General features: G+C 72.6%; 21 protein-coding genes and 1 pseudogene. 9 read left to right on the top strand and 13 right to left on the bottom strand.

All coding sequences use genetic code 11. From position 1 onward, the window contains the following. Together BUE42_RS29115 and BUE42_RS29110 are read right to left on the bottom strand one after the other, a co-directional pair. On the bottom strand, positions 1–1,801 hold a 1,801-nt coding region (locus BUE42_RS29115), incomplete at its 3' end, for an AMP-dependent synthetase/ligase (protein ID WP_073468782.1). 34 nt (positions 1,802–1,835) lie between these two features. Continuing rightward, the gene (locus BUE42_RS29110) at positions 1,836–2,204 is read right to left on the bottom strand and encodes a high-potential iron-sulfur protein (RefSeq protein WP_073468781.1); all 369 of its coding nucleotides are present in this window, start codon (positions 2,202–2,204) and stop codon (positions 1,836–1,838) included. A 139-nt stretch (positions 2,205–2,343) separates the two neighbouring features. On the opposite strand from BUE42_RS29110, the gene BUE42_RS29105 reads away from it, so the two are divergent. The 5 genes from BUE42_RS29105 (at position 2,344) to BUE42_RS29085 (ending at position 8,049) form a co-directional block, all read left to right on the top strand. Then, a complete protein-coding gene (locus BUE42_RS29105; RefSeq protein WP_073468780.1) occupies positions 2,344–3,087 on the top strand; it encodes an ABC transporter ATP-binding protein in 744 nt (247 codons plus the stop codon). Between the two features lie 4 nt (positions 3,088–3,091). Then, entirely contained in the window at positions 3,092–5,458 is a 2,367-nt protein-coding gene (locus BUE42_RS29100) for an ABC transporter permease (protein WP_073468779.1), read from the top strand. Positions 5,459–5,483: 25 nt separating this feature from the next. Then, entirely contained in the window at positions 5,484–6,713 is a 1,230-nt protein-coding gene (locus tag BUE42_RS29095; protein WP_235002688.1) for an efflux RND transporter periplasmic adaptor subunit, read from the top strand. 78 nt (positions 6,714–6,791) lie between these two features. Beyond that, positions 6,792–7,730 (top strand): DnaJ C-terminal domain-containing protein, encoded by a 939-nt coding sequence (locus BUE42_RS29090; RefSeq protein ID WP_073468778.1) that lies wholly within the window; start codon positions 6,792–6,794, stop codon positions 7,728–7,730. A gap of 1 nt (position 7,731) precedes the next feature. Next, positions 7,732–8,049: a chaperone modulator CbpM gene (locus BUE42_RS29085; RefSeq protein WP_073468777.1), complete on the top strand. Its 318-nt coding sequence runs from the start codon at positions 7,732–7,734 to the stop codon at positions 8,047–8,049. Here BUE42_RS29085 and BUE42_RS29080 read toward each other — a convergent pair. Then, a complete protein-coding gene (locus BUE42_RS29080) occupies positions 8,036–10,462 on the bottom strand; it encodes a cation-translocating P-type ATPase (protein ID WP_073468776.1) in 2,427 nt (808 codons plus the stop codon). The genes BUE42_RS29085 and BUE42_RS29080 overlap by 14 nt on opposite strands. Positions 10,463–10,590: 128 nt before the next feature. Here BUE42_RS29080 and BUE42_RS29075 point away from each other — a divergent pair, with 128 nt between their 5' ends. From BUE42_RS29075 to BUE42_RS29065, 3 genes and pseudogenes are all read left to right on the top strand, one after another. Next, positions 10,591–10,860 carry a hypothetical protein gene (locus BUE42_RS29075; protein ID WP_073468775.1) on the top strand — a complete coding sequence of 90 codons (270 nt, stop codon included), beginning with the start codon at positions 10,591–10,593 and terminating at the stop codon, positions 10,858–10,860. Positions 10,861–10,975: 115 nt separating this feature from the next. Further along, positions 10,976–11,170: pseudogene (locus tag BUE42_RS34335) on the top strand (CoA-binding protein); the annotation flags it as partial. A 26-nt stretch (positions 11,171–11,196) separates the two neighbouring features. Beyond that, positions 11,197–11,967: a GNAT family N-acetyltransferase gene (locus BUE42_RS29065; RefSeq protein WP_073468773.1), complete on the top strand. Its 771-nt coding sequence runs from the start codon at positions 11,197–11,199 to the stop codon at positions 11,965–11,967. Here BUE42_RS29065 and BUE42_RS29060 read toward each other — a convergent pair. Genes BUE42_RS29060 through BUE42_RS29035 form a run of 6 tightly spaced genes read right to left on the bottom strand, consistent with a single transcriptional unit; the run spans position 11,957 to position 17,978 of the window. Then, a complete protein-coding gene (locus tag BUE42_RS29060) occupies positions 11,957–12,379 on the bottom strand; it encodes a universal stress protein (RefSeq protein WP_073468772.1) in 423 nt (140 codons plus the stop codon). The two genes, BUE42_RS29065 and BUE42_RS29060, sit on opposite strands and share 11 nt — an antisense overlap. Before the next feature lie 32 nt (positions 12,380–12,411). Further along, positions 12,412–13,266: a universal stress protein gene (locus tag BUE42_RS29055; RefSeq protein ID WP_159445518.1), complete on the bottom strand. Its 855-nt coding sequence runs from the start codon at positions 13,264–13,266 to the stop codon at positions 12,412–12,414. Between the two features lie 38 nt (positions 13,267–13,304). Continuing rightward, positions 13,305–14,231 carry a carbamate kinase gene (locus BUE42_RS29050; RefSeq protein WP_073468771.1) on the bottom strand — a complete coding sequence of 309 codons (927 nt, stop codon included), beginning with the start codon at positions 14,229–14,231 and terminating at the stop codon, positions 13,305–13,307. Positions 14,232–14,236: 5 nt separating this feature from the next. Beyond that, positions 14,237–15,235 (bottom strand): ornithine carbamoyltransferase, encoded by a 999-nt coding sequence (argF, locus tag BUE42_RS29045; protein WP_073468770.1) that lies wholly within the window; start codon positions 15,233–15,235, stop codon positions 14,237–14,239. A gap of 19 nt (positions 15,236–15,254) precedes the next feature. Further along, positions 15,255–16,484 (bottom strand): arginine deiminase, encoded by a 1,230-nt coding sequence (locus BUE42_RS29040; protein ID WP_073468769.1) that lies wholly within the window; start codon positions 16,482–16,484, stop codon positions 15,255–15,257. An 18-nt stretch (positions 16,485–16,502) separates the two neighbouring features. Beyond that, a complete protein-coding gene (locus tag BUE42_RS29035; protein WP_073468768.1) occupies positions 16,503–17,978 on the bottom strand; it encodes a basic amino acid/polyamine antiporter in 1,476 nt (491 codons plus the stop codon). Between the two features lie 188 nt (positions 17,979–18,166). On the opposite strand from BUE42_RS29035, the gene BUE42_RS34145 reads away from it, so the two are divergent. Beyond that, positions 18,167–18,298: a hypothetical protein gene (locus BUE42_RS34145; protein ID WP_255376910.1), complete on the top strand. Its 132-nt coding sequence runs from the start codon at positions 18,167–18,169 to the stop codon at positions 18,296–18,298. On the opposite strand, the gene BUE42_RS29030 is transcribed toward BUE42_RS34145, so the two are convergent. The 4 genes from BUE42_RS29030 to BUE42_RS29015 all read right to left on the bottom strand — a co-directional run bounded on the left by BUE42_RS29030 (position 18,255) and on the right by BUE42_RS29015 (position 22,894). Continuing rightward, positions 18,255–20,345: a PAS domain S-box protein gene (locus BUE42_RS29030; RefSeq protein WP_073468767.1), complete on the bottom strand. Its 2,091-nt coding sequence runs from the start codon at positions 20,343–20,345 to the stop codon at positions 18,255–18,257. The genes BUE42_RS34145 and BUE42_RS29030 overlap by 44 nt on opposite strands. 29 nt (positions 20,346–20,374) lie before the next feature. Continuing rightward, positions 20,375–21,127 (bottom strand): winged helix-turn-helix domain-containing protein, encoded by a 753-nt coding sequence (locus BUE42_RS29025; RefSeq protein WP_073468766.1) that lies wholly within the window; start codon positions 21,125–21,127, stop codon positions 20,375–20,377. An 83-nt stretch (positions 21,128–21,210) separates the two neighbouring features. Beyond that, positions 21,211–22,260 (bottom strand): S1C family serine protease, encoded by a 1,050-nt coding sequence (locus BUE42_RS29020; protein ID WP_159445517.1) that lies wholly within the window; start codon positions 22,258–22,260, stop codon positions 21,211–21,213. A 4-nt stretch (positions 22,261–22,264) separates the two neighbouring features. Next, entirely contained in the window at positions 22,265–22,894 is a 630-nt protein-coding gene (locus BUE42_RS29015) for a hemerythrin domain-containing protein (RefSeq protein WP_073468764.1), read from the bottom strand. Positions 22,895–22,988 lie beyond the last annotated feature (94 nt).

Here is a 22,988-nt window from a genome sequence, read left to right as displayed (position 1 = left end):
CTTCGATCTCCTGCTCGAAGCGCGCCATCAGGTTGTGCCGCTTGAGCTTCAGCGTCGGCGTCATCAAGGTGTTCTCGACCGTCCACGGCTCCAGGCTCAGCCACGCCGCGCGCGGCACGCCGTAGCGCGGGAACGCGGCGGCCTGTTGCGCGATGCGCCGCAGCGCGGCCTGCTGCACCGCCGGCAGGTTCAGGCTCTCGGGCTGCGCCGGGTCGACGCCCAGCGACTGCGCGAACGCCTGCCACTGCGTGCGATCGAGCACCGCCACCGCGGCGATGAACGGCCGGTTCTCGCCGAGCACGAAGACCTGGCTGAACAGCGGATCGGCGGCGATCGCGAGCTCCAGGTCGGCCGGCGCGATCTTCTCGCCGGTCGACGTGACGATGATCTCCTTGATGCGCCCGAGGATGCGCACCCGCCCGCCCTCGTCGATCGAGGCCTGGTCGCCGGTGCGCAGCCAGCCGTCGTCGGTGAACGCGCGGGCGCTGTCCTCCGGGCGCTTCCAGTAGCCTTTCATCACGTTCGGGCCGCGCACCTGCAGCTCGCGGTTCTCGCCCACGCGCAGCTCGACGCCCTGCAGCGCGGTGCCGACGGTGGCCGGGTCGTTGTGCGCCAGCGTGTTCGCCGCCACCACCGGCGAGGTCTCGGTCATGCCGTAGCCCTGCAGCACCGGCACGCCCAGCCCGAGGAAGCAGCGCGCCAGCGCCGGCGCGAGCGGCGCACCGCCGCTCACCGCCACCCGCAGCCGGCCGCCGAAGCTCGCGCGCAGCGGGCGGCCGGCCAGCGCGTCGAGCAGCGGCGCGACCAGCAGCTCGGCGGCGGCCCACGGGCTGGCCGGCGCGGGCAGCCCCTGCCGGCGGCAGAAGCGCCGCCAGCCGACGCCCTGCGCCGCATCGAACAGCCAGCGCTTCGCGCGCGAGCCGGCCAGCCGTGCATCGAGCTGCGCCCGCACCCGCTCGTAGATGCGCGGCACCGAGATCAGCACGGTCGGGCGCACGCTGCGCAGGTCTTCGGCCAGCAGCGCGACCGAACGCGCATGCGCGACGCTGCTGCCGGCGGCGATCGGCAGGTAGTAGCCCGCCGTGCGCTCGAAGGTGTGCGACAGCGGCAGGAACGACAGGAAGACGTCGTCCGGCCCCGGCGCGACGTGCGCCAGCACCGCCATCACGTTGGCATGCGTCAGCATCACGCCCTTGGGCTTGCCGGTGGTGCCGGAGGTGTAGACGACCGCGGCCAGGTCGCCGGCTTGCGGCGGCGTGGCCGGCGTGCCTGCCGCCTGCGCGCCTGCGGCCAGCCAGTCGGCCACCGCCATCACCGCGACCGCGCCGGGCGCCGGCGCCGCGGCCGGCAGCGCAGCCGGCCCCACGACGATCACGCAGCGCAGCGCCGGCAGCGCGGCGCCGGTGGCGAGGATCGCGTCCCACTGCGCGGTCTCCTGCACCATCAGCACCGCCGCCTCGCAGTCGCCGAGGATGTAGGCGATGCTCGCGGGGTTGTCGAGCGCGTGCATCGGCACCGGCACGCGGCCGGCGGCCATCGTCGAGAGGTCGGCCCACACCGCCTCGACGCCGTTCGGCAGCAACAGCCCGACGCGGGCGCCGGCCGGCAGCCGCAGCGCGGCCAGCGCGAGCGTCCAGCGCCGCACGGCCGCGTCGGCCTCGCGCCAGCTGAGTGCGGCCCACCGGCTCGCCGCCGCGTCGAAGCGGCGGTACGCGATGCCCTCGGGGCTGCGCTGGACGCGGGCGTCGAACAGTTCGGTCAGCGTGCGGACATGGGACAGGCTCGGATCGGTGAAGGTCATCGGGTGATTGTCGGGGTGTCCTGAGGTCAGGGCATCAGGGCACGGCACGCCGCACGTAGGCGTCGCACCAGCCCCGGGCCGCCACCAGCTTGCGCGGGAACAAGGTGCACTCCGACCACGGCTGCGCCGGCACGCGGTACAGCGCGCAGTTGTCGCAGGTGCTGCCGGCGGTGAACTTCGGATAGGCCTTGCGGTCGACGCGTGCCGCGTCCTCGACGTAGCCGACGGCCTTCGCATGCGGATCGCGCTCGTCCAGGTGCGCGAAGGTCGACGGATCCGGCGGCGCGGCCGGTTTCGGCTTGCCGTGGGCCGAGGCCAGCAGCGCAGCGCCCGCAGGCACCAGCCAGACGAAGCGGCGTCGCGTGCACCCCACGCCGCGTGCCGGCCGGATGGGCAGGTCCATGCAGTCTCCCTTGCGATGTTCATTGGATCGGTCCCATTCTTCGGTGCGTCGTCGCGCTGCGGCTTGCGCCACGTCAAGCGCAGGCCGTGGGGTGCTGCCTATCGTGCGGCCTTCCTCCAGGAGAAACACCATCGCCCTGATGACAGCCGCCCATGCCTTCGGCCAGCCCCCCGAGATCGCGCCGGTGGTGTTCCGCGCGGAACAGATCACCAAGACCTACGGCAGCGGCGAGGTCCGGGTCGAGGCGCTGCGGGCGGTCGACCTGCAGGTGCAGCGCGGCGAGTTCGTCGTGCTGCTCGGGCCGTCGGGCAGCGGCAAGTCGACGCTGCTGAACATCCTCGGCGGGCTCGACGTCGCGAGTACCGGCCGGCTGTGGTTCGGCGACGAGGAGCTGAGCGCCGCCGACGATGCGGCGCTGACCCGCTACCGGCGCGAGCACGTCGGCTTCGTGTTCCAGTTCTACAACCTGATCCCGAGCCTGACGGTGCGCGAGAACGTCGCGCTCGTCACCGACATCGCGCGCGATCCGATGCCGGTGGACGACGCGATCGACCGCGTCGGGCTCACGCCGCGGCGCGATCACTTCCCGGCCCAGCTGTCGGGCGGCGAGCAGCAGCGCGTGGCGATCGCGCGCGCGATCGTCAAGCGCCCCGACGTGCTGCTGTGCGACGAGCCGACCGGCGCGCTCGACTACCAGACCGGCAAGCTGGTGCTGGAGGTCATCGCGCGCATCAACGCCGAGCTCGGCACCACCGCCATCGTGATCACGCACAACGCGGCCATCGCCGGCATGGCCGACCGCGTCGTCACGCTGGGCGACGGCCGCATCCTGCGGGTGGAAGCCAACGCGCACAAGCTGCAGCCGTCGGAACTCGCATGGTGACCCGGTGAAGGCCCTCGACCGCAAGCTGCTGCGCGACCTGCGCCTGATGTGGAGCCAGGCGCTGACGATCGCGCTGGTGGTGGGCAGCGGCATCGGCGGCTTCATCACCAGCCTGTCGGCGGTCGATTCGCTGGCGCTGGCGCGCGACCGCTTCTATGCGCAGGGCCGCTTCGCCGACGTGTTCGCCGCCGTCAAGCGCGCGCCCGATGCGGCCGCCGAGGCGCTCGGCCGCATCGAGGGCGTCGCGCAGCTGCAGACCACGCTGGAGGAGATGGCCCGCGTCGAGGTGCCCGGCTCGGCCGACCCGGTGCTCGGGCAGCTGATCGGCCTGCCGCGGCGCGGCAGCGACGCCATGAACCGCGTGCTCGTCAGTAGCGGGCGCGCGCCGGCGGCCACCGCGGCCGGCGACGAGCGCATCGAGGCGCTGGTCTCCGAGGGCTTCGCGCGTTCGCGCGGGCTCGTGCCCGGCGCCGAGCTGCGGGTGCAGCTCAACGGCCGCCGGCGCACGCTGGTGATGGTGGGCACGGCGCTGTCGCCGGAGTACATCTTCGCGGGGCTGTGGGGCATGCCCGACACGCGCGGCTTCGGCATCTTCTGGGTCGAGCGCGAGACGCTGGCCGCCGCCTACGACATGCGCGGCGCGTTCAACCGCGTCGCGGTGCGGCTCGCGCCGGGCGCGTCCGAGGAGGCGGTGATCGACGGGCTATCGCGCCGGCTCTCGCCATACGGCGGCCGCCAGGCCAACGGCCGCTCGGAGCAGCCCTCGCACCTGATGCTCGACAACGAGATCAAGGAGCAGCGCGTGCTCGGCACCATCCTGCCGGCGATCTTCCTCGGGGTGGCCGCCTTCCTGCTGAACGTCGTGGTGACGCGGCTGGTGTCGACGCAGCGCGAGCAGGTGGCGGCGCTGAAGGCGCTTGGCTACCCGAACCGCGCGATCGGCCTGCACTACCTGAAGCTCGTGCTGGTGATCGTGCTGGTGGGGCTGCTGCTGGGCGTGCTGATGGGCAAGGTGCTGGGCACGCTGCTGACCGGGCTGTACGCCGAGCTGTTCCGCTTCCCGAGCTTCGGGCACACCATCGCGCCCTGGCTGCTGGTGGTGAGCATCGGCATCACGGTGCTGACCGCGGTGGCCGGCACGCTGAACGCGATCGCCGCGACCGTGCGGCTGGCGCCGGCCGAGGCAATGCGCCCGCCGGCGCCCGGCCACTACCGGCGCACGCTGCTCGAGCGCATGGGCGTGCGCGGCATGAACCCGGCGCTGCGCATGATCGTGCGCAACATCGAGCGCCGGCCGCTGCGCAGCGGCCTGTCTGTGGCGGGCGTCGCCGCGGCGGTGGCGATCGTCGTGCTGGGCAATTTCTTTCGCGACGCGATCGACGTGATCGTCGACAGCCAGTTCAACCTGAGCATGCGCACCGACGTCACCGTGTGGGCGGCCGAGGCGGTGGGCGACGGGGCGCGCCGCGAGCTGATGCGCCTGCCCGGCGTGCGCGACGTCGAGACGACGCGCTTCGTCGAGGTCAACTTCGTCAACGGCCACCGCCGCGAGCGCAGCCTGATCCGCGGCTATGCGCCGCGCGGGCAGCTGTACCGCGTGATCGATGCGGACGGCCGCGAGACGGTGCTCGACGGCCGTGGGCTGGTGCTGACCGACCGCCTGGCCGACAAGCTCGGCTTGCGCGTGGGCGACCGGGTGCGGGTGGAGGTGCTGGAGGGCCGCGAGCGCACGCTCGAGCTGGTGGTGGGCGCGACGGTGCGCGAGATGATGGGAATGAACGCCTACATGGACCGGCCGTCGCTGAACCGGGCGCTCGGCGACGGCGACCTGTCGACGGGCTTCCTGCTGTCGATCGAGCGCGGCAGCGAGGATGCGGCGCTGGAAGCGACGAAGGCGCTGCCGACGGTGGCCGGCGCGTGGAGCAAGGCGACGATGCTGCGCAACCTGCAGCAGATCAGCGCGCGCAACGTGCGCATCATGAGCACGATCCTGACGCTGTTCGCCAGCATCATCGCGGTCGGCGTGGTCTACAACAACGCGCGCATCGCGCTGTCGGAGCGGGCCTGGGAGCTCGCGAGCCTGCGGGTGCTGGGCTTCACGCGCGCCGAGGTGTCGGGGCTGCTGCTGGGCGAGCTCGCGATCGTCATCGCCGTCGCTCTGCCGATCGGGATGCTGATGGGCTGGGCGATCACGCACGGCGTGGTCGAGCTGCTGAAATCCGACCAGTTCTTCTTTCCGGTGGTGATCCGTGCCCGCACCTATGCGGGGGCCGCGCTGTGCGTGCTGGTGGCGGGTGCCGCCAGCGCGCTGGTGGTGCGCCGGCGCATCGACCGGCTCGACATGGTGTCTGCGTTGAAGACGAGAGATTGAGACAAGGGATCGAATGATGAAGACGTTGAAACTCCCTTCCCTGCGCCCGGCCTGGCTGGCCGGCGGTGCCGCGACGCTCGGGGCGGTGGCCGTGCTGGCGTGGGCCTTCATGCCGCGGCCGGTCGAGGTGGAGGTGGCCGCCGCGGTCACCGGGCGCTTCGAGGCGACGGTCGAGGAGGACGCGAAGACGCGGCTGCGCGACCGCTACGTGGTGTCGGCACCGCTGGCGGGGCAGCTGGCACGCATCGGGCTGCGCGAGGGCGACACTGTCGCGGCCGGCGCGGTGGTGGCGCTGCTGACGCCGGTGCTGTCGCCGATGCTGGACGAGCGCACGCGGCGCGAGCAGCAGGCGCGGCTGGAGGTGACCGAGGCGCAGCTGCAGCGCGCGGGTGCGCGCAGGGAAGGCGCGCGGGTGGCCTTGCTGCAGGCACGCAACGATGCGCAGCGCAGCGAGCAGCTGGCGAAGCAGGGCTTCGTGTCTGCGACGCGGCTGGAGAGCGACCGGCTGGCGGCGCTCGCGGCGCAGAAGGAGCTGGACGCGGCGTCGAGCGACCGCAGCGCGGCCGGCCACGAGGTGGAACAGGCGCGTGCCGCGCTGGGCGCGGTGCGCAACGCACCGGCCGGCGCACCGCGTGCGTTCGCGGTGCGCTCGCCGGTGTCGGCGCGGGTGCTGCGCGTGGTGCAGGCGAGCGAGGCGACGGTGGCGCTCGGGGCGCCGCTGGTGGAGCTGGGCGACGTGGCCGGGCTGGAGGTGGTGGCCGAGCTGTTGACCACCGACGCGCTGCAGGTGCGCACCGGCGCGCCGGTGGCGATCGAGCACTGGGGTGGCGAGACGGCCTTGCGCGGTCGGGTGCGGCTGGTCGAGCCGGGGGCGTTCACGAAGGTGTCGGCGCTGGGTGTCGAGGAGCAGCGGGTGCGGGTGCTGGTGGACCTCGCGAGCCCGCCGGCGGAGTGGTCGGCGCTGGGCGACGGCTACCGGGTGACGGTGCGGATCCTGACGATGGCGAAGGATGGCGTGACGAAGGTGCCGGTGAGCGCGGTGTTCCCGCTGCCGTCGTCGCCCGGCAGCGACGGCTCGCGCATGGGCGTGTTCATCGTGGAGGGCAGCCGGGCGCGGCTGGTGCCGGTGGCTCTCGGGGCGCGCAATGCCGCCGAGGCCTGGGTTCGCGAGGGCTTGCCTGCGGGGGCGCGGGTGATCGTCTATCCGCCACCGGCGGTGGCCGATGGCGTGCGCGTGAAGGTACGGGTTGTCTGACTCGCTCATCAGGGTCTTGAAGCTCGCGTGGCGCAGACTGCGCCCCATCCCTTCTTCCGAGGATTGACGGCTCACCCCATGGAGTACAAGGACTACTACGCCGCACTCGGTGTCGAGCGCACCGCCACGCAGGACGAGATCAAGCGCGCCTACCGCAAGCTCGCCCGCAAGTACCACCCCGACGTCAGCAAGGAACCCGACGCCGAGGCCCGCTTCAAGGACGTGGCCGAGGCCTACGAGGCGCTGCAGGACCCCGAGAAGCGCGCCGCCTACGACGAGATCGGCCGGCGGCACCGCAGCGGCGAGCGCTTCGATCCGCCGCCCGGCTGGGACAGCGGCTTCGAGTTCAGCGGCCGCGATGCCGGCCCGGGCGATGCGGCGGACTACAGCGAGTTCTTCGAATCGCTGTTCGGCCGCCACCACCGCGCGGCGCGCGGCACGGCCCGTGCCGGCGGCAGTGACCACCATGCCAAGGTCGTGATCGATCTCGCCGATGCCTACCGCGGTGCACGCCGCACTCTGTCGCTGCGCACGCCGGTCCCCGACGACAGCGGCCGCATCGTCTTTCGGGAGCGGCAGCTGGAGGTCAACATCCCGCGCGGCGTGCGCAGCGGCCAGCAGCTGCGCCTGGCCGGCCAGGGCGCGCCGGGCCTCGGCGGCGGGCCGGCCGGCGACCTGTACCTCGAGATCGAGATCGCGCCGCATGCGCATTTCAGCGTCGACGGGCGCGACGTCACCCTCGAACTGCCGGTCGCGCCGTGGGAGGCCGCGCTCGGCGCGAGCGTCACGGTGCCGACGCCGGACGGCCGCATCGAGCTGACGGTGCCGCCCGGCTCGGCCGCGGGGCGGCGGCTGCGCCTGAAGGGCAAGGGCCTGCCGGGCACGCCGCCGGGCGACCTGTACGTGCTGCTGGCGGTGCGCGCGCCGGCCGCGACGAACGACGCGCAGCGCGACGCCTATGCGGCGCTCGGCCGCGCGTTTGCCGGATTCGACGCGCGCAGCGCACTGGAGGGCTGACATGGCACACGCGCAATCCATCCGCGTCGACGCGGTCGTCATCGACGAGACTCACCAGTTCACGCTGACCCAGTTGGTACAGGTCTGCGGCACCGAGCCCGAGCGGCTGGTCGCGATGGTCGACGAAGGCGTGCTGTCGCCGCAGGGCGAGGCGCCGGAGCACTGGCGCTTCAGCGGCAGCGAGCTGGCCCGCGCGCGCAAGGCGCTGCGCCTGTCGCGAGACCTCGAACTCGGCCCCGGCGGCACGGCGCTGGTGCTGCAGCTGCTCGACGAGATCGACGCGCTGCGGCGCCAGCTCGAAGCGTTCAGGCCCCGCTGAGCGCGCGGCGCCTGCCCCGCGCCAGCCGCCAGCCCGACACCACCGCCGGCATCGCCAGCAACGGCAGCACCACGGCCGCCGGCAGCACCGGCAGGCCGAACAGCCGTGCCAGCGGCGGCACCAGCAGCAGCAGCGCGAAGGTCGCGGCGACGCCCAGCACCAGCAGGTCGAAGCTGCCGTTGCGCACCGCCAGCGCACCGCGTCCGCCGCGGAACCACTGCAGCATCGCGAGGTTGCCCACCACCAGCGTCGCCAGGCCCGCCAGGCGCAGGCCCTCGTCCGGCAGCGCGGCCCAGCGGCCGGCCACCTGCACCATGACGACCGCACCCAGTGCCACCGCGCCCACCCCGAGCGCGCGCTGCAACGCGCCGCGGCTGAACAGCGCGGCGCCGGCCGGCCGCGGCGGCAGCTTCATCGCGTCGCGGGCCGCCGGCTCGGCCTCGAAGACCAGCGAGCACGCCGGATCGATGATCAGCTCCAGCAGCACCACGTGCACCGGCAGCAGCAGCACCGGACCGCCGAGCACCGGCAGCAGCGACAGGCCGACGATCGGCAGGTGCACCGCGAGCAGGTAGCCGACCGCGCGCTGCAGGTTCGCGAAGATGCGCCGGCCGGCGCACACCGCATCCACCAGCGACGCGAAGCGATCGTCCAGCAGCACCAGCGCCGCGGCTTCGCGGGCGACATCGGTGCCGCGCTGCCCCATCGCGACGCCGACATCCGCCGCGCGCAGCGCCGGCCCGTCGTTGACGCCGTCGCCGGTCATCGCGACCACCTCGCCGCGGCGCTGCAACGCCTGCACGATGCGCAGCTTCTGGTCCGGGCTGACGCGGGCATACACCGCGATGCGCCCGACCGCCGCATCGAAAGCCCGGTCGTCCATCGCGGCCAGCGCGGCGCCGGTGCACACCGCGTCGCCGTCCCAGCGCTCTAAGCCGGCCTGCCGCGCGATCGCCGATGCGGTCGCCGGCGCATCGCCGGTGATCATAACGACGCGCACGCCGGCTTCGCGGCACCGCGCGAGCGCAGCCGGCACGTCCTCGCGCAGCGGGTCTTCGAAGGCGATCAGCCCGTCGGCCACGAAACCGTCCGCGGGCCGCGGCGCGCCGTCGCGCCACGGCGCATGCGCGACCGCGATCACGCGCAGCCCCCGCGCCGCCCAGTCCGCCGCGCGGCGCACGAACGCGGCGCGCCCGACATCGTCGTCGCAGCACGCGAGCACGGCCTCGGGCGCGCCCTTCATCGCCACCACGCAGCCCCCCTCGACCGATCCACCGGCCAGCCGCCAGCCATGCCGCACGAACGGCCGCTGCGGCTGCACGCCCTCGCGCCACAGCAGCGCCTCGCCGTCCTGCGGCTGCAGCGCGAGGATCGCGCGGTCCATCGGCTCCAGCCCTTCGCCGACGCTGGCCAGCGCTGCCCAGCGCAGCACGGCGTCGCCGCTGGTCTGGGCGATCGACATGCGGTTGCAGGTGAGCGTGCCGGTCTTGTCGACGCACAGCACGCTGGCCGTGCCGAGCGCCTCGATGGCCTGCGGCTGGCGCGTCAGCACCTGCCGGCGCGCGAGCCGCCACGCACCAAGCGCGAGCATGACCGTCCAGACCACCGCGAACTCCTCCGGCACGATCGCCATCGCGAGCGTCAGCCCGACCAGCAGCCCCGCGGTCCATGAGCCGTCGCGCCACGCGAACACGGTGGCCGCCACCAAGCAAGTCGCCAGCGCCGTCAGCGCGACACGGCGCACCAGCAGGTCGAGCTGGCGGCGCAGCCGGCTCGGCGGAGGCTGCAACTGCTGGAGCGAACCGCCGATGCGCCCGAGCGCGGTGTGCACGCCGGTGCCCGTGACGACCGCGACGCCGTCGCCCTGCACCACCAGCGTGCCGGACATCAGCTGCCGCGCATGCGGGCCGTCGCCGCCCTTGTCGACCGGCATCGATTCGCCGCTGAGCATCGACTCGTCCAGTCGCAGGCCCTGCGTCTCGAGCAGCAGCGCGTCGCACGCGAGGCGGTCGCCCTCCTGCACGATCAGGCGGTCGCCGCGCACCAGCTCGTGACTCGCGATGCGGCGCGCGACGCCGCCGCGCACGACGGTGCTGCGCGGGCTGGCCAGCTCCTGCAGCGCCTCCAGCACCGCCTGCGTGCGCAGCGCCTGCACCACCGAGATCGAGGCCACCAGCACCAGCGAGCCGCCGAGCACCAGCGCGTCGAGCGCATTGCCGAGCAGGCCGTACAGCAGCGCACAGGCGAGCAGCAGCAACACCATCGGCTGCGTCAGCACTTCGCGCAGCACCGCGCCGGCGCTGCGGTGCTGCGGCGGTGGCAAACGGTTCGGGCCGTCGCGCTGCAGCCGCGCGGCCGCTTCGGCATCGCTCAGGCCCGCGGGTGCGGTGATCGGAACGTCGGCAAGGTTCATCGGTGGTCCCTGGACAAGTGAGCGCACTGTCTCCGCCGCCAGTCGAAGCGGTCTTGCGTTGCGTCAAGCCAGCCGCGGCGCGGCGGCCTGGATTGAGGACAGGCACCACCACCCGGAGCAGCATCACCATGAGCTACCGCAGCATCCTCCTCCACCTCGACCAGAGCGCAGGCTCCGACGCCCGAACGCGGGCCGCCATCCGGCTGGCGCAGCGCCTGAACTGCCACCTCGCCGGGCTCGCGCCCACCGGCCTGCTCGACCTGCCCGGTGTGCCGGGCGGGACGCTCGGCGTCCTGGCCCGCTCGCGTGGGACAGCCTGCGCGACGAGGCCGAGCGCGCCGCAGACCGCTTCCGCGATGCCTGCGGCGGCGCCCGGGTACGCTCGATCGAGACAGTGATCGACGAGGCCGAACCGGCCGCATCGCTGATCGCCGGACCGAGCGCGTGCTCGGTGGCGTGACGCGCCAGATGATCGGCAGCGCGACCGTGCCGCTGCTGATGTAACACTGAACGATGAGCGTCCGCCACCTCGACCATTTGCTGGAACCCCGATCGATCGCCGTCGCGGGGGCTTCCGACCGCCCCGCCAGCGTCTGCGCGACGGTCTGGCGCAACCTTCGCGCCGGCTTCCGCGGCCCGCTGCACGCCCTCAACTTGGGGCTGCGCACGCTGGACGGGCAACTGGTCTTCACTTGCCCCGACCAGCTCCCGGCCACGCCCGACCTGGCCGTGCTGTGCAGGCTGCCAAACACGCTGGAGACACTGGCTACCGCGACCACCCTGCCGCGCGGCTCGACGCGGTATGCGACGCGCTGGTCGCGGTGTCGCAGATGGTGGCCTACCTGCCGGAGCTGGCCGAGCTCGACATCAACCCGCTGTGGGCCGACCACGACGGCGTGCTGGCGCTGGATGCCCGCATCCGGCTGAGCCGGGTGCCGGTCGCCGGTGCGGAGCGGTTCGCGATCCGGCCGTACCCGGATGCCCTGGTCGAGACGATCGCATGGCACGGCGAGACGCTGGTGCTGCGGCCGGTGCGCCCGGAAGACGAGCCGGCGCACCGCCGCTTCGTCGAGCAGCTGAGCCCCGACGACCTGCGTTTCCGCTTCTTCAACGCGCGGCGCGAGCTGGCGCACAGCGAGCTCGCGCGGCTGACGCAGATCGACTATGCGCGCGAGATGGCGTTCATCGCGGTGCGCCCGGGGGCCGACGGCGGCAGCGAGACGCTCGCGGTGGCACGCGCCGCGGTCGACCCGGACAACCTCGAGGCCGAGTTCGCGGTCGTCGTGCGCAGCGACCTGCAGGGCCGCGGCCTCGGCCGCCTGCTGATGGACAAGCTGATCGCCTACCAGGCCGTGCAGGGCACGCAGCGGCTGGTGGGGCTGGTGCTGCACGACAACGCGGGGATGCGCGCCTTCATGCAGCGCCTGGGCTTCGAGCGGCACGGCGGCGACAGCGACGCGCTGCGCCTGGTGCTGCCGCTGCAGGGACGGCCGGTCAGCGGATGACGAGCACCGGCGTCTTGCACTGGTTCAGCACCCGGTTCGTCACCGAGCCGAGCACAATCGAGCCGAGCGCCGAGTGGCCGTGCGAGCCCATCACTACCAGGTCGAAGCGGCCGCCGTCGGCCATCTCGCTGATGACGGTCGGCGCATGGCCGACCTTGTCGACGAAGCTGGCGCGCCAGGCCTGCTGGGCGATGAACGCCCGCACCGGCTTCAGCACGTCGTCGGCCTCGGCACGGTAGTAGTTCTCGACCGTCTCGCGGTCGAAGAACCCCTTCGCATGGGCCGGCACCGGCATCGTGACGGTGAGCACGGTGTACTCGTGGGCGCCGCCGAGGAACTCGTCGTGGGCGGCCAGGTAGGCCAGCATCTGCTTCGTGCAGGCGCTGCCGTCGACAGCCAGCAGGATCTTCATGGTCTTTCTCCTTCGTCGTGGTGAATGCAAGTTCAGTGAACCATCAGCAGCGGCCACCGGGCGGTGTGCATCAGCGAGCGGGTGGCCCCGCCCAGCACCTGCTCGCGCAGCCGGCCGTGGCCGTAGCAGCCCATCACCACCCACTGGGCACCGACCTGGGCGGCCAGCGCCGACAGTTCATCGCCGATGGAGCGCGGCTCGTGGCCGCGCTGGTGCAGCACCGGCGTGATGCCGTGGGCCTTCAGGTGGCCGACGATGTCGAGTCCGCCGGCGGCGCCGACGACCGCATTGCGCGACCAGCTGGCCACGTGGACCTCGCGGGCCTGCACGAGGAACGGCAGCGCGGCGGTGACGGCGCGTGCCGCCTCGCGCGAGGGCTTCCACGCGACCAGCATGCACTCGGGCGCCGAGCTCGCGATGCCGGCGTCGGGCACGATCAGCGCCGGCTTGCCGCTTTCGATCAACAGCGATTCGATGAAACCCGGCGGCAGGTCGTGCTGCGGCGTCGACGGGTCGCGCTGGCCGAGCACCAGCAGGTCGGTGCACAGCGCGTGCTGGACGACGGCCTGCAGCACCGGTTCGCGCACGACCTCGGCCCAGCGCACGCGCGAGAGCTCCTCGCCACCGGTGATGTCGTGCAGCAGGCGGTTGCGGGCCTGCGCGCGCAGGTCGGGTTCGTCGATCGCGGCGACGGCGCCTGCCACGGCCCCGAAGCGCCCGTCTGTTTCGGCGTGCAGCGGCGTGGCGGCGAACAGCGCGGTGACTTCGGCATCGTGGCGTTCGGCCAGCTCCCGCGCGATCGTGAGCCGGGTCGCGGTACGCGGCGAGCTGTCCGCCAGCATCAGGATCGTGCGGATCGGGTTCACGGTGGCGAGGCGTTGCGACATGCCTCGACGGTACGCCCATGCCGCCGCCATGGCTTGATTCAACTCAAGTCGGATTCATCTCTCGTGACCTGGGTGCCGCTGGTTCCGGCGAGCAGCGCGGCCACGTCGTCGAGGCGGCCGATCGCGGCGCGGCGCCCGGTCGTCTCGACGAACTCGGCGGCGGCGAGCGCCTTCGCACCCATCGAGCCGGCCGGCAGCGTGAGCTTGCGCAGCGAACGCGGCGAGGCCGATGCGAGGCGGTGTTCGGCGGGCGTACCGAAGCCGGTGCGGATGCCGTCGACGTCGGTGAGCAGCAGCAGCAGGTCGGCCTGCAGCTCGCGGGCGAGCAAGGCGCTGGCGGCGTCCTTGTCGATGACGGCATCGACGCCGCGCAGCAAGCCGTCTCGCCCGACAACCGGGATGCCGCCGCCGCCGGCGCAGATCACCACGACGCCGGCGGTGAGCAGGTGGCGGATGGCCGGCAGCTCGACGATCTGCTGCGGGCGCGGCGACGGCACGACGCGCCGCCACTGGTCGCCGTCGCGCGCGAACTGCCAGCCGCGTTCCGCGAGCAACTGCACTTCGGCCTGCCGATAGCCGGGGCCGACGGGCTTGGTCGGCGCGGCGAAGGCGGGGTCGGCGGCATCGACGCGCACCTGCGTGAGCAGCGTCGCGATCGGGTGGCCTCCCAGTTCGCGGGCGAGCGCCTGTTCGACGAGGTAGCCGACCATGCCGTCGCTCTCGGCGCCGAGCACGTCGAGCGGCGTGGTCTCGGCGCCGGCGCGGGTGTCCTGCCAGGCGGCGGCCTGCAGCGCAAGCCAGCCGATCTGGGGGCCGTTGCCATGGGTGATCACGAGTTCGTTCTCGAGGGCCAGCGGGGCGAGTGCCTTGGCGGCGGCGACGAGGTTGTCCCGCTGCACCTGCACCGACATCGGCTGGCCGCGCCGGATCAGCGCGTTGCCACCGAGGGCCGCGACGATTCTCATGCCACTCATCCCAAGGTCGCCACGAGCAGCGCCTTGATCGTGTGCATCCGGTTCTCCGCCTGGTCCCACACGATGGACGCCGGCGATTCGAACACCTCCTCGGTCACCTCCATCCCGTCGAGCCCGAAACGCTTGAAAATGTCCTCCCCGCGGCGCGTCTCGCGGTTGTGATACGCCGGCAGGCAGTGCATGAACTTGACCGCCGGGTTCCCCGCCGCCGCCATCAGCCGCGCATTCACCTGGTAGGGCCTCAGCAACGCGATCCGCTCGGCCCATGCCGCCTCCGGCTCGCCCATCGACACCCACACGTCGGTGTAGATGAAGTCGACGCCCTCCACCGCCTGCAGCGGCGCCTCGGTCAGCTTCAGCTTCGCGCCGCTCACCCGCGCCTGCGCCTCGCACTGCGCGACGATCTCCGGTGCCGGCCACAAGGCCTGCGGCGCCGCGATCCGCAGGTCCATGCCCATCAGCGCCGCGCCCTGCAGCAGCGAGTCGCCCATGTTGTAGCGCGCGTCCCCCAGGTAGGCCAGCTTCATCTCGCGCAACGGCTTGTCGCACTGCTCCTGCATCGTCATCAGGTCGGCCAGGATCTGAGTCGGGTGGAACTCGTTCGTCAGGCCGTTGTAGACGGGCACGCCGGCATGCGCGGCCAGTGTCTGCACCGTCTGCTGCGCAAAGCCCCGGTACTCGATCGCGTCGTACAGCCGGCCCAGCACCCGCGCCGTGTCCTTCACGCTCTCCTTCTCGCCCAGCTGCGAATCACCCGGACCGATGAACGAGACGTGCGCCCCCTGGTCGTGCGCCGCGACCTCGAACGCGCAGCGCGTGCGCGTCGACGATTTCTCGAAGATCAGCGCGATGTTGCGACCGCGCAGCGTCGGCTGCTCGGTGCCCGCCGCCTTCGCCCGCTTGAGCTCGTGCGACATCTCCAGCAGGTGCTGGATGTCGCGCGCGTTCAGCTCGTCCAGTGATAGCAGGTTGCGGTTCTTCAGGTTGTAGGCCATCGCTCTTCCCTTCGTTCGTTCAATACACCACCGCATCGCGGCTCAACGGACAGCTCATGCAGTGCGCCCCACCCCGCCCGCGGCCCAGCTCGCCACCCGGGATCTCGATCACCTCGATGCCGGCCGCGCGCAGCCGGCGGTTCGTCTGCGTGTTGCGGTCGTAACCGACCACCACGCCCGGCTGCAGCGCCAGCACGTTGTTGCCGTCGTCCCACTGCTCGCGCGCGCTCTCGAAATCGTCGCCGCCGGTCGCGATCGCGTTCAGCGCCGGCACCTCCAGCGCCGCACTCACCACGTCCAGCAGGTGCTGGCCCGACAGCGTGCGGATGCGCGGCGGCCCGCCGCGCGGCCCGGGCTCCAGCTCGTGGCACACGATGTGGTCCACGACCTCCGGGAAATACGTCACCACCTCGTGCGAACATGGCGTGAACACCGTGTCCAGGTGCATGGACGCGCGCGCCCTTGGCATCTGCGCCGCGATCACGCGCCGCGCCGCGCCGCTCTCGAACAGCCGGTGCGCCAGCTGCACCACCGCCTGCGGGCTGCTGCGCTCGCCCATGCCGGCCAGCAGCACGCCTCGCCCGAGCGGCATCAGGTCGCCGCCCTCCAGCGTCGCCAGGCCATGGTCGCGCACGTCCTCGCCCCACCAGGTCTCGAAGCCGCCGTTCACGAACCGCGGATGGAAGCGGTACACCGCCGCCTTCAGCAGGGTCTCGCCGCGGCGCACCGGCCAGAACATCGGGTTCAGCACCACGCCGCCGTACAGCCAGCTGCTGGCGTCGCGCGTGAACAGGCAATTCGGCAACGGCGGCAGCACGAAGTCGTGCATCTCCAGGTACGGACCCAGCAGGCCGTTCGGGCGGAACGGCAGCTCCGCCTTCGTCATGCCGCCGATCAGCAGCTCGGCCAGCCGCGCCGGCGGCAGCTCGGCCAGCGCCGCCTGCAGGTCGTCCAGCATGCCGAGCCCGACGCTGTCCGGCATCACCCGGTGCCGCAACACCCAGCGCCGTGCTTCGGGCTGGGCCAGCGTCTCGGCCAGCAGGTCGTGCAGCTCGAGCACCTCGATGCCGCGCCGCGTCATCTCGGACACGAACTGCGCGAAGTCGCGCTGCGCACGCTCCACCCACATCACGTCGTCGAACAACAGCCCGCGGCAGTTGTCCGGCGTCAGCCGCTGCTGCGCCAGCCCCGGCCGGCACACCAGCACGCTACGCAGCCTCCCGATTTCCGAATGCACACCCCAGTTCATGGCTTTGTCCACGGCGGCTCAGATCTTCTGCAGGTCCAGCGTCCCGCCGGCGATCAGCCAGAGGGTCACGAAAGCGGCCGCGAGCAGCAGTACCGCCGCCACCTGCTCGTCGCCCCCGGCATACACCGGCAGCCCGCGGCGGCGCCGCGCCAGCGCATGCACCGCGAGCCCCGGCACGTAGACCAGGGCCGTCAACAGCAGGTACACCGGGCCGGCCGCGTAGACGAGCCAGGCACTGTAGACCGTCGCGAGCGCGCCGGTCAGCGCCAACCCCCGCGACGCCGCGCCGCGCCGCAGCGCGAACAGCGCGCACAGCAGGTAGGGCAGCAGGATGGTCGAGGTCGCGAGCTTGATCAGCACCAGGTAGGCATTGCCCGCCAGCAGCGACAGCAGCAGCACCGCCTGCACGATGCCGTTGCTCCACCACAGCGCGGCGGCGGGCGCCTGCCGCAGGTTCTCGCGGGCGACGCCGGCCGGGAACACCTGCTCCTTCGCGGCGCTGTACGGCACCTCGGCCGCCAGCAGCGTCCACGCGAGCATCGCGCCGCCCACCGACACCAGCAGCCCCAGGTTCACCAGCACGGCACCCCACGGGCCGACCACCTTCTGCAGCACGCCGGCCATCGACGGGTTGGCCATCTGCGCGAGTTCGGCCTGCGGCACCACGCCGAGCGACAGCAGCGTGATCGCCATGTACAGCACCAGCGTCGCGCCGAAGCCGAGCATCGTCGCGCGGCCGACGTCGCGGGCCTCGCGCGCCCGCGCCGAGAACACCGACGCGCCTTCGATGCCGATGAAGGCCCACACGGTGACCAGCATCGTCGAGCGCACCTGGTCGAACACCGGCCCGAGCTTCGCGTCGCCCCACATCGACAGCGAGAAGGTCGGGGCCTGGAACGCCACCGCCACCAGCCCGACGAACATCAGCAGCGGCACCAGCTTCGACAAGGTCACCAGCATGTTGACCGCCGCCGCGGTGCGCACGCCGCGCAGCGCCAGCGCGTGATAAGCCCACAGCAGCACCGATGCCACCGCCACGCCGGCCCCGGTATTGCCGGCGCCCAGCCCGGCTGCCGGCAGCAGGTTCGACACCGCCGCGACGATCACGATCAGGTAGCCGGCATTGCCGATCAGCGCCGACAGCCAGTAGCCCCACGCCGACTGGAAGCCGATGAAATCGCCGAACCCGGCGCGCGCATACCCATAGACGCCGCCGACCACGTCGGGCTCGGCCCGCGCCAGCTGCAGGAACATCATTGCGAGCGACAGCATGCCAAGCGCGGTGATGCCCCAGCCGATCAGGATCGCACCGGCGCCCGCGCCCGCGGCCATGTTCTGCGGCAGCGAGAACACGCCCGAGCCGATCATCGAGCCGATCACCAGGCTCGTCAGCGCGCCCACCGACAAGCGCTGGCGCAGCGGGGGCCACGGCCCGGCGTGCGGCACAGCACCAATGCCGTCGCGCGGTGACGGTGGGGAAACGACAGAGGACATGACTGGCTCCTGCAATGCCCTGGATCGGGCGTGGCGCCAGCCTAGTGGCGCCGGCCCCGCCGGCCTTGATGCCCGTCAAGGCGTCGCGCACTCGCCGCTGCCGGAACACGCCATTGCCGCGGCTGATGCACGCCGGACACCGGCGGTTCAGCCGCTGTTACGCAGTGATCTCCCTCGGTCGCGCTGCATTGACAGGCGACCTCCAATACGTGATCCGCTTCACCGAGAAGGGCCGGCGCGACCTGTGCATCGCCAGCACCGAGGCGCTCGCGTCGTTCATCCAGGCGGCGATGACGCCGCAGTCGCGGGTGCTGCAGTGATCGCCCGGACCATGGCCTTGGAGAGTTCCTCGCGCGAATAGGGCTTGCGCAGCAGCTCCCACGGCAGGCCGGCGCTGCTGTCGCCAACCATCGCTTCCGACGAGTAGCCCGACATCAGCAGCACCGCCAGTGCCGGCCGCAGCGCGCTGGCGCGCCGCGCGAGTTCGGTGCCGCGCATGCCGGCACCGAGGATCACGTCGCTGAGCAGCAGGTCGACCGGCTCGGCCCGCTCCAGCGCGGCCAGCGCCGCCTCGGCGCTCGAATGGGCGGCCACCTCGCACTTCAGCGCGAGCAGGAAGCTGCGGCACACCGCCAGCACTTCCGGATCGTCTTCCACCACCATCACGCGCAGGCCCGGCACCAGCACCGCCGGCGCCTGCAGGCGCGCCTCGGCACGGCCCGGCGCGTCGAAGCGCGGCAGGTACAACGTGACGCGCGTGCCGGCACCGGGCGCCGAATCGATGACGACCGCGCCGTTCGACTGCTTCGCGAAGCCGTACACCGTGCTCAGCCCGAGCCCGGTGCCGCGGCCGGCCTCCTTGGTGGTGAAGAACGGCTCGAACGCGCGGTCGCGCACCGCCTCGGACATGCCGTGGCCGGTGTCCGAGACGCTGATCTCGACGAACCCGTCCTCGGCCCCCGCAGCCTCCCCGAGCTCGGCCGCCAGCTCCGTCGGCACGCGCCGGCACGGCCGGCATGCGAACGACAGCGTGCCGCCCTCGGGCATCGCGTCGCGCGCATTGATCGCGATGTTGAGCAAGGCCGATTCCAGCTGCCCCGGGTCGGCCCGGCAGCCGGGGCAGGCCTCGGCGTCGACGACGATCTGCACCCGCTCGTCGAGCGTGCGGTGCAGCATGTCGGCCAGCGAGCGCAGCAGCAGCGGCGGCTCCACGCGCGTGGGCACCAGGCGCTGGCGGCGCGAGAACGCGAGCAGCTTGCCGGTCAGTTCGGCGCCCCGCTTGGCCGCGCGCGTGGCGGCGCCCAGCATCTGCTGCAGGCGCGGCTCGTCGGCCACCTGCGGCTCGAACTCGAGCACCTGCAGGTTGCCCTGGATCACCGTGAGCAGGTTGTTGAAGTCGTGCGCAATGCCGCCGGTCAGCTGGCCGACGCTCTCCATGCGCTGCGCATGGCTCAGCTGCTCCTCGGTCTGCGCGCGCTGCAGGCTGGTGGCCAGCAGGCTGGACAGCGAATCGAGGAAGCGCAGTTCATCGTCGCCGAAGCGGCGCGCCTCGCGGCTGCGCACCGCCAGCGTGCCGACGATGCTGCCGCGGTCGGACAAGGGCACCGCCAACCCGCTGACCAGCCCGCGCTGCAGGTAGTCGGGCGGCACCTTGAAGCGGGTCTCGCGGGCGTAGTTCGACACCAGCACCGGCTTGCCTTCGGCCACGACGAAGCCGGCCGGCGTGTCGGGGCGGTTGGGCTGGCGCCGTCCCTCGACCTCGTCGCCGTCCAGGCCGACGCCGGCGGCGAGCCGGAACTCGAGCCGGTTCGGCTCCAGCAGCCAGACCACGGCCATCTCGGCCTGCATGCCTTCGGCGGCGATCCGCGGCACCTGGCTGAGCAGCGCCTGCGGGTCGCGGGTGTCGACCGCCAGCCGCGCCAGCTTCGCGATGTACTCGCTGTAGCGGGCTTGCTGCAACGCCTGCTGCACGCGCGGGTAGCCGGCAATGCCGCGGATCGCCGCGACCACGTACGGCAGGCCGTCGTCCTGCAGCGGGCTGAGCGCGATCTCGACCATCACCTCGCTGCCGTCTTTGCGGCGCGCGGTCAGCTCGAGCTGCGTGCCCATCGGCCGCGGCTTCGGGCTCATGCCGTAGGCGCCGCGGTAGGCCGCATGGCGCGGGCGGATGCTGTCGGGCACCAGCGCATCGACCGGCAGGCCGACCAGCTCCGCGAGGTCGTAGCCGAGCAGCGTGGCGGCGGCCGGGTTGGCCCGCACGATCAGGCCCTGTGCATCGACCAGCAGCAGCGCATCGGGGTAGGCCGCGAACATCGAGCGGAACAGCCGCCCTTCTTCGGGCGGCGGCGGCGGCAGGCGGTGCGGCATCGGGGTCCTTCGTCCAGGCGCCGAAGCACTCAGGCACTCACCACGGGCACCGCGAGCAGGTAGCCGGCGCTGCGCACCGACTTGATCAGCTGCGGGCTGTCCGGATCGGCCTCGAGCTTCTTGCGCAAGCGCCCCACCTGCACGTCGATCGTGCGGTCGAACGGCGCCGCCTCGCGGCCGCGCGTGCTCTCGAGCAGGAAATCGCGCGACAGCACCCGCCCCGGGTGGCGCACGAACACGCTCAGCAGGTCGAACTCGCCGCTGGTCAGCACCACCTCGACGCCGCCGCGGTGGACCAGGCGGCGCGCGGCGAGGTCGAGCTCCCAGTCGAGAAAGCGCAGCCGCTCGGGCACGGCCGCGACGGCGGGCGGCGCGGCCGCGGCAGGCGGGGCGACCGGCGGCGCGGCCACGCGGCGCAGCACCGACTTGATCCGTGCGAGCAGCTCGCGCAGGTCGAACGGCTTGGTCACGTAGTCGTCGGCACCGATCTCCAGCCCGACGACCTTGTCGACCGCATCGCCGCGGCCGGTGATGATGATCAGCCCGCACTGGTGGTGTTCGCGCAGCCGGCGGGCGATGGCGAAGCCGTCGTCGCCCGGCAGTCCCAGGTCGAGCAGCACCAGCGCCGGTGGATCGGCGCTCATCAAGGCGTCGAGCGCGCGGCCCTGGTGCACCTGCGACACCCGGAACCCCTGCCCGCCGAGGTAGTTGGCGAGCAGCTGGGTGATGTCGACCTCGTCGTCGAGCACGGCGATGTGGTGCGGAACCCCCTGCGATGTCACGAAATGTCCCCTTGCTGCGCGATCGGTGGCGGCCCCTCCGGGCGCCCCGCCGCACTATACGCGGCGGACCGTGCGGCGCGCCGTCAGCGCGGGGCAGCGCGCAGTTCGAGGTAGCCGCCGGCGCGGAACACCGTCAGCCGCGTGCCCGGCAGCGATCGCCAAGACAGCAGCGCCCGCACGAAATCGCCGCTGTCGCCGAGCGCCCTGCCGTTCATGCCGACCACGATGTCGCCCACGCGCAGGCCAAGCCCGGCCGCGACGCTGTCGGGCGCGACCGAATTGATGAAGGCGCCGCGCGCATCGGCGCGGCCGGCGTGCCAGGCGGCCAGCGGCGACACGTCCTCGAAGCCCGCGCCCAGCCGAGGGCGCCGCGCCGCGCCCTCGCTGCGCAGCTCGGCCACGACCTGCTGCACCACCTCGATCGGCATGAACAGGCTGACGCCCGACGTGCCGTACGGACCGACCACGGTGCGCAGGCTCATGCCGACGATCGCGCCGCGCACGTCGAGCAGCGGCCCGCCGGAGTTGCCGGGGTTCAGCGTCAGGTCGCTCTGGATGAACAGCACCTCGCCATCCTCCGCGAAATGCCGGGCCCGCCCGCCGACGATGCCGGCGACCACCGAGCGGTTCAGGCCGTAGGGCTCGCCGACCGCCAGCACCCAGTCGCCGGCACGCAGCGCGGCCGAGCGGCCGAACACCGGCGCGGTGTCGGGCGGCACATCCAACGCGAGCAGCGCGATGTCCATGTCGCGGTCGACGGCGCGCACCCGCGCCGGCCGCACCCGCTGGTCGGGCAGCTTCACCAGCACCTGGTGCGCACCGGCGACGACGTGCGCCGCCGTCACGACCGCGCCGCTGTCGTCGATGAAGAAGCCGGCGCCGATGCGCGCCGGCAGCTCGGCCGTGCTCCATGGCGCGAGTTCGTCGCCGCGCGGCAGCGATGCCTCGTCGGCGTCGGCGTCGGTGTCGGCATCGGCGCCGATCCCGTAGACGCCGACGGCGAACGCACTGCCGCGGTTCACCGCCACCGCGAAGCCCGCGACCGGCGCGGGGGACGCCGGCGGCAGTCCGCCGGCGCAGCCGCCCAGGCCGCCCAGGCCGAACAGCACGACGGCCCGCAACAGGCGACTCACGCCGTCAGCGCCCGCCCGGCGGCCGGCCGGTGTGGGCCACTGCCGACCCGATGCCGAGCGGCGGCGGCAGCGCCCACAGGATCTTCTTGAACACATGGCGGTAGTTGTCGTCCGGTTCGTGGCCGGTCAGCGGGTCTCTGTTGTCGCAGAACGCGCTGTCGAGCCCGGCCCAGTCCTCGGCCGTCAGCACGCGCTGCGCCAGCGGCAGCACCTCGGTTTCCTCGGCCGCGATGTGCGCGAGGTAGAAGTCGATGTAGCGCTGCATCGCCTGCTCGAAGCGGTCGCGCCGCAGGCACAGCTGCCCGGTGTCGGCCATCATCTCGAAGCCGAGCAGCTCGTGCTCCAGTTCGCGGATCGCGCGCTCGCCGTCGGCATGCTCGCGGTCGAGCCGGTCCAGCACCTCGTCGCCCTCGGTGGTGCGCCGACGCAGCAGCGGGAACAGCAGCTCGCTTTCCTTCGCGTGGTGCAGCCGCTCGGGAAATTCGTCGACGTAGAACAGCATCGCGCGCAGCACCCCGAAATCCGGCAGGCTGCCGCGGCGCCGGTGATCGGCCAGCAGCAGGCTGATCGAGCGCAGCATCGCCGACATGGCGCTGTGTTCTTCGAGGATGACGCGGATGGCGGCGTGTTGCATGGCGATGTCCCGGCCGGCGAGGAAGCCCGAGCGTGGCGCATGGCCGGGCGCGGCAGCTTGATCCGTGTCAAGCGAGTGACTCGGCACAGGCGGT

It is taken from the genome of Rhizobacter sp. OV335, assembly GCF_900142965.1.
In the GTDB taxonomy this organism is placed as follows: Bacteria; Pseudomonadota; Gammaproteobacteria; order Burkholderiales; family Burkholderiaceae_C; genus Rhizobacter.
Note: the sequence above shows the minus strand (reverse complement) of the source record. Positions and strands in the feature narration are given on the sequence as shown.

Bases quoted from the DNA above. Each gene is read 5' to 3' on its own strand.
- BUE42_RS29110 (WP_073468781.1), bottom strand. From the start codon at position 2,204: ATGGACCTGCCCATCCGGCCGGCACGCGGCGTGGGGTGCACGCGACGC.
- BUE42_RS29105 (WP_073468780.1), top strand. From the start codon at position 2,344: ATGACAGCCGCCCATGCCTTCGGCCAGCCCCCCGAGATCGCGCCGGTG.
- BUE42_RS29090 (WP_073468778.1), top strand. From the start codon at position 6,792: ATGGAGTACAAGGACTACTACGCCGCACTCGGTGTCGAGCGCACCGCC.
- BUE42_RS29085 (WP_073468777.1), top strand. From the start codon at position 7,732: ATGGCACACGCGCAATCCATCCGCGTCGACGCGGTCGTCATCGACGAG.
- BUE42_RS29080 (WP_073468776.1), bottom strand. From the start codon at position 10,462: ATGAACCTTGCCGACGTTCCGATCACCGCACCCGCGGGCCTGAGCGAT.
- BUE42_RS29075 (WP_073468775.1), top strand. From the start codon at position 10,591: ATGAGCTACCGCAGCATCCTCCTCCACCTCGACCAGAGCGCAGGCTCC.
- BUE42_RS29060 (WP_073468772.1), bottom strand. From the start codon at position 12,379: ATGAAGATCCTGCTGGCTGTCGACGGCAGCGCCTGCACGAAGCAGATG.
- BUE42_RS29055 (WP_159445518.1), bottom strand. From the start codon at position 13,266: ATGTCGCAACGCCTCGCCACCGTGAACCCGATCCGCACGATCCTGATG.
- BUE42_RS29050 (WP_073468771.1), bottom strand. From the start codon at position 14,231: ATGAGAATCGTCGCGGCCCTCGGTGGCAACGCGCTGATCCGGCGCGGC.
- argF (WP_073468770.1), bottom strand. From the start codon at position 15,235: ATGGCCTACAACCTGAAGAACCGCAACCTGCTATCACTGGACGAGCTG.
- BUE42_RS29040 (WP_073468769.1), bottom strand. From the start codon at position 16,484: ATGAACTGGGGTGTGCATTCGGAAATCGGGAGGCTGCGTAGCGTGCTG.
- BUE42_RS29035 (WP_073468768.1), bottom strand. From the start codon at position 17,978: ATGTCCTCTGTCGTTTCCCCACCGTCACCGCGCGACGGCATTGGTGCT.
- BUE42_RS29030 (WP_073468767.1), bottom strand. From the start codon at position 20,345: ATGCCGCACCGCCTGCCGCCGCCGCCGCCCGAAGAAGGGCGGCTGTTC.
- BUE42_RS29015 (WP_073468764.1), bottom strand. From the start codon at position 22,894: ATGCAACACGCCGCCATCCGCGTCATCCTCGAAGAACACAGCGCCATG.